The organism is Arthrobacter sp. BL-252-APC-1A, assembly GCF_009696625.1.
Classification (GTDB): Bacteria; Actinomycetota; Actinomycetes; order Actinomycetales; family Micrococcaceae; genus Arthrobacter_B.
Genome location: NZ_VULS01000009.1, coordinates 121,086 through 134,410, shown reverse-complemented (window position 1 = coordinate 134,410; position 13,325 = coordinate 121,086). Strand labels below are relative to the sequence as shown.

The following is a 13,325-nucleotide window of genomic DNA, read 5'->3' as shown; positions in this document are numbered from 1 at the left end:
CGTACGGACCGGGTTAGGCGGCTTTAATACTCCGAAGCGAGCCCTGCGAGCGAAGGAGTTTCGTTGCCGCCGTTCCGGTCCGCCCGGCGCTGCCGGGCCCGGCGAACCTAGTCCACCAGCTCGTACGCCGGCAGAGTAAGGAACTCGGCGTAATCCTCCGCGAGGCTGATCCGGCCGATCAGCTCGCTGGCCGGCGCGTAGTAGCGGTTGAACTTCTCCTCATCCACCTCACCCCTGAGCCGCTCCGTTTCCTCAGCGAGCAGCCGCTTGACCAGTTCCGGAGTGACGGTTTCGCCGGTGTCCTCCAGGGTCACCGCGTTGCGGACCTGCTGCCAGACCTGGGAACGGGAGATTTCGGCAGTTGCGGCATCTTCCATGAGGTTGTGGATGGCCACCGCGCCGTTGCCCGAAAGCCAGACCGCGGTGTAGGCCACTGCCACGTAGAGGTTGGAGCGCAGGCCTGCCTCGGTGATCGAGCCCTCGGCAGTGGTGACGTCCAGCAGGTCCCTGGCTGTGACCTGGACGTCCTCGCGAAGCTTGTCCACCTGGTTGGGCTTCTCGCCCAGCACGGAGTCGAAGACCTCCCGGCAGGTATCCACCATGTCCGGGTGCGCCACCCAGGAACCATCGAAGCCGTCATTGGCTTCACGGGTCTTGTCTGCGGTGACCTTTTCAAACGCCTTGGCGGTCGTTTCAGGCTCGCGCCGGTTGGGGATGAAGGCTGCCATGCCGCCCATTGCGAAGGCTCCGCGGCGGTGGCAGGTCTTGACCAGCAGCTCCGTGTAGGCGCGCATGAACGGTGCGGTCATCGCGACGTCGGCCCGGTCGGGGAGCAGGAAGTCCTTCCCGGAGTCTCGGAACACCTTGATCATGCTGAAGAGATAGTCCCACCGTCCGGCGTTCAGCCCTGCCGCGTGGTCGCGGAGCTCGTACAGGATTTCCTCCATCTCGAAGGCGGCCGGAATAGTCTCGACCAGCACGGTGGCCCGCACCGATCCCTGGGGCACGCCCACGTAGTCCTGGGCGAACACGAAGACGTCGTTCCAGAGCCTGGCTTCGAGGTGGCTCTCCATCTTGGGCAGGTAGTAGTAGGGGCCCTGGCCGTTTTCCAGCAGCTGCTTGGCGTTGTGGAAGAAGTGCAGGCCAAAGTCCACGAGCGCCCCCACCGCGGGTTCGCCGTCGATCATCACGTGCTTCTCCGGCAGGTGCCAGCCGCGCGGGCGCATGACAACGACGGCGAGGGGTGCGTCCGTGCGGAGCGCATATTCCTTGCCCTCGGGAGAGGCGAAGGCAAGCTCCCCGCGGGCTGCGCGGTAAAGGTTGTATTCGGCGTCGACCACGTTGTGCCAGGTGGGGGTGGACGCGTCCTCGAGGTCCGCGAGCCAGACCTTGGCACCGGAATTCAAGGCGTTGATGGCCATCTTTGCGGGGGACGCAGGCCCGGTCATCTCCACGCGGCGGTCCTGGAGCGCCGGCGGTGCCGGTGCCACCTGCCAGTCGCCGTCCCGGATCTGCGCGGTCTCGGGGAGGAAATCGAGGGGCTCCCCTGCGGCGATGGCTTCGCGGCGTGCGGTGCGCGCGGCAAGCAGATCGTTACGGGTGGGTGCGAAGCGGTGGTGGAGTTCTTCGATGAACGCCAGGGCTTCCGGAGTCAGGATCGTTCCGGCACCTTCAGCGGGGTTGAGGTCGGTTACTTCGATGGCCATGGTTTCTCCTCTCGCGAGTCGGCGTAGTCCTGCCTGACCGCGTCGTCGAAATGCAGCTGTGCCCCTGAAAGTACGGGGCCAGGCGCAGGGTGTAAACCCGTCTTTTTGATCCGTTCGGACTCAAAAATGAAAACTTGTTTCCGTATCGTGAATATACGGGCCCACAACTGGCTGGGGCAAGGTCACCCGGGTCCCGGGTCTGTTTGGTTTTCCGGCGGTGGATTGAAATCGCGCTCCGGACCCGGGAAATATTCCGGCGGGCGTGACGTTCGGGCACCGGTGCGCCCTTAATGGAAGGTACGGCGATCCCTCTCCGGGATCCCCCTCTTCAGGAGATGAGTGCCATGGCAGAATCCTCCCAAAGTCCTGGACAATCCACCGCATCATCGGCGACGGCCAGGGAAAGTACTGAGAGGGACAGCGACCTCTCGCAGCACCGGCCCTCTGGTCCGCTGCACACTCCCCGCGGAGACACCACGATCGAAGAAACCGTGGTGCAGAAACTGGCAGGCATAGCCACCCGCGAAGTCCCCGGCGTCTTCGCCATGGGAAATGCCGCCCGGCGCGCATTCAGTGCCGTCACCGAACGCATCCCCGGATCCCAGACCAACTACGGCAACGGCGTGAGCGTGGAGAAGGGCGAGCGGCAGGCGGCGGTGGATGTCAGCGTGATCGTCGAGTACGGCTATTCAATCGTTGAAGTCAGCCAGGCTATCCGCACCAATGTGATCCGCTCTGTGGAGAACGCCACCGGACTTGAAGTCCTGGAAGTCAACGTGAACGTCACCGACGTCCATCTCCCGGACGACGACAGCGACGATGACAGCCAGCCGCAGAAGAAACAGCCGGGGCGGCTGGAGTAAGGGCAGGGGTCCGTATTCGGGGCGGGCCGAATCCATAACGTACTAATACGTCCAAAGGAGAGCACCGATGAATGCAACAAGATGGTGCCTGGTAATCGGATTGGTCTTGGGTATTGTGCTGGCCTTCGGGGGGTGGTTCGCGTTCCTCGTGACCGTTCTCTTCGGCCTGATAGGTCTTGTGGTTGGTCTCGTGGCTGACGGCAAACTGGACATGGCCGGCATGTTTGGCCGTGCCGCAAGCCGATGACCACGATGCAGGTGGAGACAGCACGCCGTCCACGGCGGGCCGTGGAAGACCGGGGCAGCACGTCAATGTCCCGCAAGGTCCTGGAGAAGATCGCCAGCCAGGTGGCCCGTGACGAAACCGATGCGGGCGGAACCACTGGCGGGTTTCTGGGCATCGGGTCGAGGGCAGACTTTTCCGCCCGCCCGGAGGCATCCGTGGAATTGGCGGGAAACATCGCCAGCCTTCGGGTGACTGTCGGCCTGCCTTATCCCGTGCCGCTGCGCCAGGCCACGAATGAATTGCGCGAGCGGATCGCCGGCCGGGTCACGGAGCTGACCGGTGTGCAGGTGCGGCAGGTGGACATCACCGTGGCGTGGCTGCGGCCACGGCCGGCATCCTCCGGACGGCGGAACCTGCTGTGAGCGCCGAGTCGCCTCCGGTGGCCCTGCGCCGGCGGCCCAGCCGTTCGGTTGCCGCAACCATTTGCGCCGTCGTGCTTCTGGCGCTCGGCGTCGCCGCTGTGGTGGCGGCGCTGCTTCGGCTAACCTCCGGAACGTGGCCGGAAGCGGTGACGGCACCGCTGGACTGGCTGGCCGAATCAGCGTGGAACAGTCCGGGAGTCTGGGCTGCGGGCATTGCGCTCGCTGCCGCCGGGCTGGTGCTGCTGCTGGCAGGAATTGTGCCCGGACGCTTTCACGACCTGCCGGTTCGGCTGCCGGCGGGGGACCGGTCTGCCGAGCAGGCAACGTCCGGCGGGCCGAGCGCGGTAATGTCCCGCCGGGCGGTCGCACAGCTGGCAGCCGCCACCTGTGAACACATCGACGGCGTTTCCTCCGCCTCGGCCACGGCTACGGACCGGGATGTGCGGGTCACGGTGACGACGGCGCTGCATGACACCCAGGACTTGCAGCGGTGGGTCGGTGACGGGGTGCATTCGCGGCTGGAAGCCTCAGGCCTGGATCCCGTGCCGCGGGTCCGGGTGTCCATCCGTTCACGGGAGTGACACGGCGTACCTGGAAGGACGCAGCATGCGACACCATGCAGGAGCCATGAACCGGACCTGGCTGATCATCCTTGGGATTGTTCTGCTGGCTGCCGGGGCAGCATCCATCCTCTTTTCATCGGGGCTTATGGCGCAAATGACCGGCGGGAACCTGGCCGGGGCGGACGACCCGGTCCTCTCCGACGGGCCCGGCGTGCTGGAAACGCTTCCGGCCTCGGCTGTGCTGATCGGCGGCATCATTCTGGGGCTGCTGGGGCTGTGGTGGATCCTTGCCGAGGTTCCTCGGCGGCGCGCCGCATCCAGTTACCGGCTCCACGAGGACCCGGCCCGCGGGATCACCCGGTGCGACCCCGCGGTGCTGGCCGCGGCCGTGGAGGATGATGCCTCGTCCCTGCCGGGTGTGGTCAGCAGCTGGGCACTGCTGCGCGGCACCGCCGAGTCACCGGATCTCGCCCTCCGCCTGACGCTGAACGAACGGGCTGATGTGCAGGAGGCACTGCGTCGCGTGCGCAGCGACGTGCTGCCGAACCTCAGCCGTGCACTGGAAGTTCCCCTCCACACGGCGGGCATTGCCTTGGAAGTCAGCGGACGTCCCGCCCAGCTGGGAAGCACGGTGGAATCCACCGGCACCGTTGTGTACTGAGTTGCCAAATCGTTATCGGCGCAGGTCCGCGATCTGGCCGGCAACGGTTTTGCCTCGCGGCTGCGCGCGGTAGCCTGAACCGCACTTCGGCCATTCCTGGTGACGGACGGGTTCATGACCATGGTGCAGCATTACCGGGAGGCACTGCCTCCAAACGACTATCCGATCTGCGTCACGTGCGGGACCCAGTATGGCGGGCCCCGGGCGGACTGTCCGGTGTGCCTGGACGAGCGGCAGTACGTTCCGTTTTCCGGCCAGGCCTGGACCACGCTCTCCAAGCTGCGTTCCGGTGCCCGCCGCGCCAGCATCCATCCGCAGGGCCCCGGGGTGCTTGGAATCGGCTCCGAACCCAAGTTCGCCATTGGGCAGCGCGCCCTGCTGGTGAAGGCACTGGACGGCAACGTCCTCTGGGACTGCGTCCCGTACCTGGATGAGGAGATGATCGACCTCATCAACGCGGAAGGCGGCCTGACGGCCATTGCCATCAGCCACCCCCACTACTACGCCACCATGGTGGACTGGGCGCGGGAATTCGGGGTCCCCGTGTATCTGCACAGCGCGGACCGGGAATGGGTGGGACGCACCGACCCCGCCCTGCAGTTCTGGGACGGAGACCGGATGGAGCTGGCTGAAGGACTGGTTCTTTACCGCCCCGGCGTCCACTTTCCCGGCGGCACGGTGATGCACTGGGCGGACGATCCGGACGGTCTGGGAGCACTGTTCAGCGGAGACATTATCCAGGTGATCCCGGACTTCACCCACGTGGCATTCATGTACAGCTACCCGAACCTGATTCCGGAACGGCCGGACGTGGTGGAGGCAGCCGCCGAGCTGCTGGCGCCGCTGTCCTATGAACGCCTGTACGGCGCATGGTGGGACTACATCCTGCCCAACGGAGCAGACCGGATCGTGCAGGACTCAGCCCGCCGCTACCTCAAGTTCACACGCGGCTGAGCTGCTCCACAGCCTTCCGCTCAGCTTCGGCCATGGCCTTGTACTCAGCGACCCGCGCCTGATGCAGCGGCGTGCGGCGCAGCAGGGCGTAGGCCCCGCCCAGCAGGGCAAACCAGATGGGCGTAACCAGCAGCGCGGTCAGGGTGTCCGGCTGGGTAGTGAGCGCCCAGACGATGAACACAAAGAAGGCCAGCACCACGTACACCATTACGCGGCCGCCGGGGAGCTTGAACTTCGACTCCGCATGCAGCTGCGGGCGGCGCCGGCGGTAGGTGAGGTAGCTGAAGAGGATGATGGTCCACACGAACATAAAGCAGAGCGCGGAAATGGTGGTCACCAAGGTGAAGGCGGCACTGACGGAGTCGCCCGCATACAGCAGCACAACACCGGCCAGCAGGAAGGTGCAGGAGAAGAACAGGGCGTTCTGCGGCACCTTGCGGCGGGACAGCCGCCCGAACGCCTCGGGGGCATCGCCGTCGTGCGCCAGGCCGAAGACCATCCGGGACGTGGAGTAAATGCCCGAGTTCGCCGACGACGCAGCGGAAGTCAGCACCACGAAATTCACGACGGCGGCTGCCGTTCCCAGCCCCGCCAGGGCGAACATGCCCACGAAGGGGCTTTCCTCGGCGTTGAAGTCGGTCCAGGGGATCACTGACATCAGGACCACCAGGGCACCTACGTAGAAGAGCATGATGCGCAGCGGAATGGAGTTGATTGCCTTCGGGAGGTTCTTCTCCGGGTCCTTGGTCTCGGCCGCGGCCGTACCGACCAGTTCAATGCCGACAAAAGCGAACACTGCGATCTGGAATCCGGCCACGAAGCCCATGGGGCCGGTGGGGAAGAATCCGCCGTTCTCCCACAGGTTCTCGAACCCGGCAGTGGTTCCGGGCTCCGACTCGAAGCGCGTAAGGATCATGACCAGGCCCACGACGATCAGCGTCAGAATGGCGATGATCTTGATCAGGGCGAACCAGAACTCGGTCTCGCCGAAGGCCTTCACCGTGGGAAGGTTCAGTGCAAGCAGAAGGATGATGCACGCAAGGGCAGGAATCCAGAGCGGTATTTGGGCCCACCAGAAGGTTACGTAGTGGGCGATTGCCACGACGTCGGCGATTCCCGTGACCACCCAGCAGAACCAGTAGGTCCACCCGGTGAAGAATCCGGCCCAGGGGCCAAGCAGGTCGGCCGCGAAGTCGCTGAACGACTTGTAGCGGAGGTTGGAAAGCAGCAGTTCGCCCATCGCCCGCATCACGAAATACAGCATGAAGCCGATGATCATGTAGACGAAGATGACTGAGGGACCGGCGACGGAGATGGTCTTGCCTGACCCCATAAACAGGCCGGTGCCAATAGCTCCGCCAATGGCGAGGAGCTGGATGTGGCGGCTGGACATCGAACGCGCAAGGCCCGGGTCTTTGGAGCTGGAAACTGCAGCTGAATGGTCCGTGGCTGAAGCGGGGGTGGAGCTACCTGGCATGGAGTTCTTTCTCGTTGGCGCCGAGTCGGCGCACCGCCGCCACGACACGCGGCTGGCATCAATATGCACAGATATTTAATGAAGCCTCATGAGAGGTGGCGGAACCGCCGACCAATTCAGTTTCGGCAGTGCTTTGGGGCATGTCAATTTGGCCGTCCGGCCCTCCGGGCCTTCCAGCGCCGTGCCGGGCAGGACATGCGGCCAAAGTCATACCTTGATGGGGGCTGTCCGGCGGGCTAAAGTCAGGGTGCAGCCACAATTCAATATGCCTTTACCAGCCGTGGCGGGAGAGTCCCGCGCATCAATGCAGACGCGGGCGCCGTAGGAGCAAACCCTCCCCGGGAATCTCTCAGGCCCCTGTACCGCCATGGCGAGGCAACTCTGGAAAGCAGGACCGGCATGCCGGTTCTCACCGACGGTGCAAGCGGATAACACCCGCGGAATCTCTCAGGTCCAATACAGAGCGGGGAGGAAGCCCGTCGCATTGGCGTACCCTCGCCCGCCCCCTGGAGCCTCCCATGACAGCAGTCCCGTCCACCGCAGCCTTCGTTGACCGCCATATCGGCGCGCGCGCCACTGAAACCGATGCCATGCTTAAGGCCGTCGGCTACGACAGCCTTGAGAACCTGGTGGACAGTGCGGTTCCCGCCGCCATCCGCCAGGACGCCCCGCTGGTGCTGAACGCCGCCCGGACCGAGCAGGAAACCCTCGCCGAGCTCCGCCGCATCGCCGCGAAGAACAAGACCGCCGTGCAGATGATCGGCCAGGGGTACTTCGACACCCACACTCCGCCGGTGATCCTGCGCAACGTCGTGGAAGACCCGGCCTGGTACACCGCCTACACCCCGTACCAGCCGGAAATCTCGCAGGGCCGGCTCGAAGCGCTGCTGAACTTCCAGACCATGGTCCAGGACCTCACCGCCCTGCCGGTGGCCAATGCCTCCCTGCTGGATGAAGCCACGGCCGTCGCCGAGGCCGTCCTGCTGATGCGCCGCTCCAACAAGGCCAAGTCCGAAGGCAAGATCGTTCTGGATGCCGACGCGCTGCCCCAGACCATCGCGATCGTCCGCGGCCGGGCCAAGGCCCTGGGCTTCGACGTCGAGGTTGTTGACTTTGCTGCCGGCCTGCCCGACGGCGAGATCACCGGCGTCGTGCTCCAGCAGCCCGGCGTTTCCGGCGCTGTCCGGGACTTCTCCGGCATCATTGCCGATGCCAAGGAGCGCGGCGCGCTGGTCACCGTCGCAGCTGACCTCCTGGCCCTCACCCTGCTGACCCCTCCGGGAGAACAGGGCGCGGACATCGCCGTGGGCTCCGTTCAGCGCTTTGGTGTTCCCCTGTTCTTCGGCGGACCGCACGCTGCCTACATGGCGGTGCGCAAGGGCCTGGAGCGCTCGCTGCCCGGCCGCCTGGTCGGCGTCTCCAAGGACTCCGCAGGAACTCCGGCCTACCGCCTGGCACTGCAGACCCGTGAGCAGCACATCCGCCGCGAGAAGGCGACGTCCAACATCTGCACCGCGCAGGCACTGCTGGCCATTGTGGCGTCCATGTACGCCGTCTACCACGGCCCTGAAGGGCTGAAGGCTATTGCCCTGCGTGCCAACGGCCACGCCCGTGCCCTGGCCACCGCGCTCACGAACGCCGGAATCGAACTGGCTTCGGACACCTTCTTCGACACCGTCACCGCCCGGGTTCCCGGCCGTGCCGCGGAGGTCGTGGCTGCCGCTGAAGCCAAGGGCATCAACCTGCGGCTGATCGACGCGGACACCGTGGGTGTCTCCGCAGACGAGACCACCACGGATGCGGTAATTGCCGACGTCGCGGCCGCCTTTGGTGCTGAGGCTGCTGAGGCAGCCGGGTTCGAGCTGCCCGCCGAACTGCTGCGCACCTCTGACTTCATGACCCACCCGGTCTTCTCCTCCTACCGCTCCGAAACCCAGATGCTGCGCTACCTGCGCCGCCTCTCGGACCGCGACCTGGCGCTGGACCGGACCATGATCCCGCTGGGCTCGTGCACCATGAAACTCAACGCCACCGCTGAAATGCAGGCCATGACCTGGCCGGAGTTCGCCTCGATCCACCCCTTCGCCCCGGATTCCCAGACCGAGGGCTGGCGCGAACTGATCGCGGACCTCGAAGCCCAGCTGGCCACGATCACCGGGTACGACCAGGTGTCCATCCAGCCCAACGCCGGATCCCAGGGTGAGTTGGCCGGCCTGCTCGCCATCCGCGGTTACCACCACTCCCGCGGCGACGAGCAGCGCAACATCTGCCTGATCCCCGCCTCCGCGCACGGCACCAACGCCGCCTCGGCCGTTCTGGCCGGCATGAAGGTTGTAGTCGTCGGAACTGCCGGCGACGGCGCGATCGACCACGCGGACCTGCGCGCCAAGATTGACGCGCACCGGGAGAACCTGGCCGCGATCATGATCACCTACCCCTCCACGCACGGTGTGTACGACGACGACGTCCGCGACGTCTGCGAAGCGGTGCACGAGGCAGGCGGCCAGGTCTACATCGACGGCGCCAACCTCAACGCCCTGGTGGGCCTCGCCCAGCCCGGCGAGTTCGGCGGCGACGTCTCCCACCTGAACCTGCACAAGACGTTCTGCATCCCGCACGGCGGCGGCGGCCCCGGCGTCGGTCCGGTTGCAGCAAAGGCGCACCTGGCACCGTTTATGCCCGGCAACGCCGCAGCCTGGGACGGCGGGGACGACATCCCGATTTCCGCATCCCGCTTCGGTTCAGCCGGTGTCCTGCCCATCTCCTGGGCCTACGTCCGCCTGATGGGCGGCGAGGGCCTCACCGCCGCCACCAAGAGCGCCCTGCTGGCCGCCAACTATGTGGCAGCCCGCCTGAACGACTACTTCCCGGTGCTGTACACCGGCAAGGGCGGACTGGTGGCGCATGAGTGCATCCTGGACCTGCGCGAGCTCACAGCGAAGACCGGCGTCACCGCCGAGGACGTGGCCAAGCGCCTGGTGGACTACGGCTTCCACGCTCCGACCCTGTCCTTCCCGGTGGCAGGCACGCTTATGGTGGAGCCCACCGAATCCGAGGATCAGGGCGAGATTGACCGGTTCATCGACGCGATGATCGCCATCCGCGGCGAGATCGACCAGGTCGCAGCCGGCGACTTCCCTGTGGAGGAGAGCCCGCTTCGCAACGCGCCGCACACGGCGACCGTGGTGGCCGGCAACGAATGGGACCGTCCCTACCCGCGCGAACAAGCCGCCTTCCCGTTGAAGACCCTGCGCATGGACAAGTATTTCCCGCCGGTGGGCCGCATTGACGGCGCAGCGGGGGACCGCAACCTGGTGTGCTCCTGCCCGCCGATCGAAGACTTCGAAAACTAAGGGGATCGCCGCTATGACTGAGCAGTACACCGCGCTTTACGAGGAGCACAAACGCCTCGGCGCTTCCTTTACCGACTTCGGCGGCTGGCAGATGCCCCTGAAATACAGCTCCGAACTTGCCGAGCACCACGCAGTCCGCAAGGCTGCGGGACTCTTCGACCTCTCCCACATGGGCGAAGTCGAAGTCACCGGACCGGACGCCGCGGCGTTCCTGGACTACGCGCTGACCGGCAGGCTCTCCGCCGTGGCCGTGGGCCGCGCCAAATACTCGCTGATCACGAACGCTGACGGCGGAATCATCGATGACCTGATCAGCTACCGGCTGGGTGAAGACGAATACCTGGTGGTGCCCAACGCGGGCAACGCCGCCGTCGTCGCCGCTGAGCTGGCTGCCCGCGCCGAAGGCTTCGACGTCGCGGTGCAGGACAAGACGGCCGAGACTTCCCTCGTGGCGGTTCAGGGCCCCGAGGCCGAGGCCATCCTGCTGGACCTGGTGCCTGCCGATTTCCGGGACGCGGTGACCGGCATGAAGTACTACGCCGCAGCTCCCGTTGAGCTGACTATTGGCGGCAGCTCGCACACTCTGCTGGTGGCACGCACCGGCTACACCGGCGAAGACGGTTTCGAGATCTACGTCCCGAATGACGACGTTGCTGCCCTGTGGCAGGCGCTTCTTGCCGCCGGCGAAGGCCACGGACTCGTTCCGGCGGGCCTGGCCTGCCGTGACTCGCTGCGTCTGGAAGCCGGTATGCCCCTCTACGGCAACGAACTCTCCCTTGAGGTGGATCCGTACGCTGCCGGCCTGGGCGGCGTCGTCGCCCTCTCCAAGGACAGCGACTTTGTGGGCCGCGAAGCCCTCGCAGCCAAAAAGCAGCAGACTCCGGCACGCAAGCTGGTTGGCCTCAAGGGCTCCGGCCGCCGTTCGGCCCGTTCCCACTACCCGGTCCTGAAGGACGGCGAGACCATCGGCGAAGTCACCTCCGGCGCTCCGAGCCCAACCCTCGGCTACCCGGTCGCCCTGGCCTATGTCGATGCCTCCCACGCCGAACCCGGCACCACCCTCGACGTCGATCTCCGCGGCAAGCCCGAACCCTTCGAAGTCGTCTCTCTCCCCTTCTACAAGCGCGACAAGTAGTACCGGCGCAAGACGCCAACAAAACTGGACGCTATGTTGGCGCCCAGCTCGCGGCGGGCGGTGCGGTGTTCTGTGTAGCCCCGCATCGCCGAGCGAGGAACGAGCGAGACAGTGAAAGATCCAGGGCCCCTCTCCGAGCTTGCGAGGAGGAGGGCGGGATCTGGAACGCTAAGGGGCGGCAGAATGCCGTAGCGTCTGCCCCAGGCACGCAGCATCCACATCCGTAGACTTTGAACCAACAACTCCAGCTTCCGAAAGGCACATCCCAATGAGCAAAGTTGATCCGTCCCTCCGCTACTCCGCCGAACACGAGTGGGTGGACGCTTCCAGCCCCGTAAAGGTCGGCATCTCCGCCGTTGCTGCTGACGCCCTGGGTGACGTCGTCTACGTCGACCTTCCCGCCGTCGGCGACACCGTCACTGCAGGCGAGACCTGCGGCGAAGTTGAATCCACCAAGTCCGTTTCGGACCTGTACGCCCCGGTTTCCGGCACCATCGTGGAGATCAACCAGGAAGCCGTGGACAACCCGGCCATCCTGAACGAGGACCCGTACGGCGCCGGCTGGCTGTTCACCGTTGAGGTCACGGAGGAGGGTGCGCTGCTGAGCGCCGCAGAGTACGCGGAGAAGAACGGCGGCGAGCTGTGACCGATTACCTGAACTCCCACCTCGCGGAGATCGATCCCGAGGTTGCCGAGCAGATCGACAACGAGCGTCGCCGCCAGCAGGAGGGGCTGGAGATGATCGCCTCCGAGAACCACACTGCGGTGTCGATCATGGAAGCCCAGGGCTCCGTGCTCACCAACAAGTACGCCGAGGGCTACCCCGGGCGCCGCTACTACGGCGGCTGCGAATACGTGGACGTCATTGAGCAGCTGGCAATCGACCGGGCCAAGGAACTCTTCGGCGCAGGTTTCGCCAACGTCCAGCCGCACTCCGGTGCGCAGGCCAACGCCTCGGTGATGCATGCGCTGATCCGTCCGGGTGACACCGTGCTGGGGCTTTCCCTGGCTGACGGCGGCCACCTGACGCACGGCATGAAGATCAATTTCTCCGGCCGGCTGTACAACATCGTTCCCTATGGTGTGGACGAAACCACCCACACCGTGAACATGGACGACGTCGCACGCCTGGCCCGAGAGCACAAGCCGAAGCTGATCGTCGCCGGCTGGTCCGCGTACGCCCGCCAGCTGGACTTTGCGGCATTCCGCGCCATCGCGGACGAGGTGGGTGCCTACCTCATGGTGGACATGGCGCACTTCGCCGGACTAGTCGCGGCCGGACTGCACCCCAGCCCGGTTCCGCACGCCCACGTGGTTACCTCCACGACGCACAAGACCCTTGCCGGTCCGCGCGGCGGCATCATCCTCTCCAACGACCCGGACATCGCCAAGAAGATCAACTCCGCCGTCTTCCCGGGCCAGCAGGGCGGGCCGCTGGAGCACGTGATTGCCGGCAAGGCGACCGCACTGAAGATCGCCGGCACCCCCGAGTTCCGCGAACGCCAGGAACGCACCCTGGCCGGTTCACGGATCCTGGCCGAACGGCTGCTCTCCGAAGACGTCGCTGCCAAGGGAATCTCCGTGGTTTCCGGGGGCACTGACGTGCACCTGGTCCTGGTGGACCTGCGCAACGCTGAACTGGACGGCCAGCAGGCCGAGGACCGCCTCGCGCAGATCGACATCACGGTCAACCGCAACGCCGTACCGTTCGATCCGCGGCCGCCGATGGTTACCTCGGGTCTTCGCATCGGTACCCCGGCCCTGGCCACCCGCGGGTTTGGCGAGGAAGCGTTCCGTGAAGTCGCGGACATCATCGCACTGGCCCTCACCGCCGGGAACGGCGAGGATCTCAGCGCACTCAGGGACCGCGTCCATACCCTGGCCGCGGCCCACCCGCTCTACCCGCAGGTCGCCGACCTGGCCGGAGCACCCGCCCGCGCCTGATCGGCGCGAACCAAAGGACAC

Annotated in this window: 12 protein-coding genes and 1 riboswitch; of the genes, 10 read left to right on the top strand and 2 right to left on the bottom strand. The window is 65.8% G+C overall.

Features of this window, described 5'->3' with window-relative positions:
• Positions 1-107 precede the first annotated feature (107 nt).
• Entirely contained in the window at positions 108-1,706 is a 1,599-nt protein-coding gene (aceB, locus tag FYJ28_RS13920) for a malate synthase A (RefSeq protein ID WP_154579695.1), read from the bottom strand.
• 344 nt (positions 1,707-2,050) lie between these two features.
• Here aceB and FYJ28_RS13915 point away from each other — a divergent pair, with 344 nt between their 5' ends.
• The 6 genes from FYJ28_RS13915 (at position 2,051) to FYJ28_RS13890 (ending at position 5,395) form a co-directional block, all read left to right on the top strand.
• Positions 2,051-2,569 (top strand): Asp23/Gls24 family envelope stress response protein, encoded by a 519-nt coding sequence (locus FYJ28_RS13915; RefSeq protein ID WP_055242445.1) that lies wholly within the window; start codon positions 2,051-2,053, stop codon positions 2,567-2,569.
• A gap of 67 nt (positions 2,570-2,636) precedes the next feature.
• Positions 2,637-2,816 (top strand): hypothetical protein, encoded by a 180-nt coding sequence (locus FYJ28_RS13910; protein ID WP_055242447.1) that lies wholly within the window; start codon positions 2,637-2,639, stop codon positions 2,814-2,816.
• Positions 2,813-3,217: an Asp23/Gls24 family envelope stress response protein gene (locus FYJ28_RS13905; RefSeq protein WP_154579694.1), complete on the top strand. Its 405-nt coding sequence runs from the start codon at positions 2,813-2,815 to the stop codon at positions 3,215-3,217. Before FYJ28_RS13910 ends, FYJ28_RS13905 begins: the two co-directional genes overlap by 4 nt.
• Positions 3,214-3,798 carry a DUF6286 domain-containing protein gene (locus FYJ28_RS17655; RefSeq protein ID WP_154579693.1) on the top strand — a complete coding sequence of 195 codons (585 nt, stop codon included), beginning with the start codon at positions 3,214-3,216 and terminating at the stop codon, positions 3,796-3,798. Before FYJ28_RS13905 ends, FYJ28_RS17655 begins: the two co-directional genes overlap by 4 nt.
• 25 nt (positions 3,799-3,823) lie before the next feature.
• Complete coding sequence (locus FYJ28_RS13895; RefSeq protein WP_152970007.1) at positions 3,824-4,441, top strand: alkaline shock response membrane anchor protein AmaP; 618 nt, start codon at positions 3,824-3,826, stop codon at positions 4,439-4,441.
• Between the two features lie 114 nt (positions 4,442-4,555).
• Positions 4,556-5,395 (top strand): hydrolase, encoded by an 840-nt coding sequence (locus FYJ28_RS13890; RefSeq protein ID WP_229780468.1) that lies wholly within the window; start codon positions 4,556-4,558, stop codon positions 5,393-5,395.
• Here FYJ28_RS13890 and cycA read toward each other — a convergent pair.
• Positions 5,382-6,872, bottom strand: a complete 1,491-nt coding sequence (gene cycA / locus FYJ28_RS13885; protein WP_055242454.1) for a D-serine/D-alanine/glycine transporter — start codon at positions 6,870-6,872, stop codon at positions 5,382-5,384. The genes FYJ28_RS13890 and cycA overlap by 14 nt on opposite strands.
• Before the next feature lie 274 nt (positions 6,873-7,146).
• A riboswitch (glycine riboswitch) is annotated at positions 7,147-7,247 on the top strand.
• A gap of 143 nt (positions 7,248-7,390) precedes the next feature.
• Between cycA and gcvP the strand changes: the two genes are divergently transcribed.
• From gcvP to glyA, 4 genes are all read left to right on the top strand, one after another.
• On the top strand, positions 7,391-10,225 hold the full coding sequence (gene gcvP / locus FYJ28_RS13880; RefSeq protein WP_154579692.1) for an aminomethyl-transferring glycine dehydrogenase: 2,835 nt from the start codon (positions 7,391-7,393) through the stop codon (positions 10,223-10,225).
• A 13-nt stretch (positions 10,226-10,238) separates the two neighbouring features.
• Entirely contained in the window at positions 10,239-11,360 is a 1,122-nt protein-coding gene (gene gcvT / locus FYJ28_RS13875) for a glycine cleavage system aminomethyltransferase GcvT (RefSeq protein WP_154579691.1), read from the top strand.
• 268 nt (positions 11,361-11,628) lie between these two features.
• Positions 11,629-12,006, top strand: a complete 378-nt coding sequence (gcvH, locus tag FYJ28_RS13870; protein ID WP_152225371.1) for a glycine cleavage system protein GcvH — start codon at positions 11,629-11,631, stop codon at positions 12,004-12,006.
• On the top strand, positions 12,003-13,304 hold the full coding sequence (gene glyA, locus FYJ28_RS13865) for a serine hydroxymethyltransferase (protein WP_326831733.1): 1,302 nt from the start codon (positions 12,003-12,005) through the stop codon (positions 13,302-13,304). The genes gcvH and glyA overlap by 4 nt, the downstream gene beginning before the upstream one ends.
• The last annotated feature ends 21 nt before the right edge of the window (positions 13,305-13,325 follow it).

Bases quoted from the DNA above. Each gene is read 5' to 3' on its own strand.
- FYJ28_RS13915 (WP_055242445.1), top strand. From the start codon at position 2,051: ATGGCAGAATCCTCCCAAAGTCCTGGACAATCCACCGCATCATCGGCG.
- aceB (WP_154579695.1), bottom strand. From the start codon at position 1,706: ATGGCCATCGAAGTAACCGACCTCAACCCCGCTGAAGGTGCCGGAACG.
- gcvT (WP_154579691.1), top strand. From the start codon at position 10,239: ATGACTGAGCAGTACACCGCGCTTTACGAGGAGCACAAACGCCTCGGC.
- FYJ28_RS13890 (WP_229780468.1), top strand. From the start codon at position 4,556: ATGACCATGGTGCAGCATTACCGGGAGGCACTGCCTCCAAACGACTAT.
- FYJ28_RS13910 (WP_055242447.1), top strand. From the start codon at position 2,637: ATGAATGCAACAAGATGGTGCCTGGTAATCGGATTGGTCTTGGGTATT.
- FYJ28_RS13895 (WP_152970007.1), top strand. From the start codon at position 3,824: ATGCGACACCATGCAGGAGCCATGAACCGGACCTGGCTGATCATCCTT.
- FYJ28_RS13905 (WP_154579694.1), top strand. From the start codon at position 2,813: ATGACCACGATGCAGGTGGAGACAGCACGCCGTCCACGGCGGGCCGTG.
- gcvP (WP_154579692.1), top strand. From the start codon at position 7,391: ATGACAGCAGTCCCGTCCACCGCAGCCTTCGTTGACCGCCATATCGGC.
- cycA (WP_055242454.1), bottom strand. From the start codon at position 6,872: ATGCCAGGTAGCTCCACCCCCGCTTCAGCCACGGACCATTCAGCTGCA.
- gcvH (WP_152225371.1), top strand. From the start codon at position 11,629: ATGAGCAAAGTTGATCCGTCCCTCCGCTACTCCGCCGAACACGAGTGG.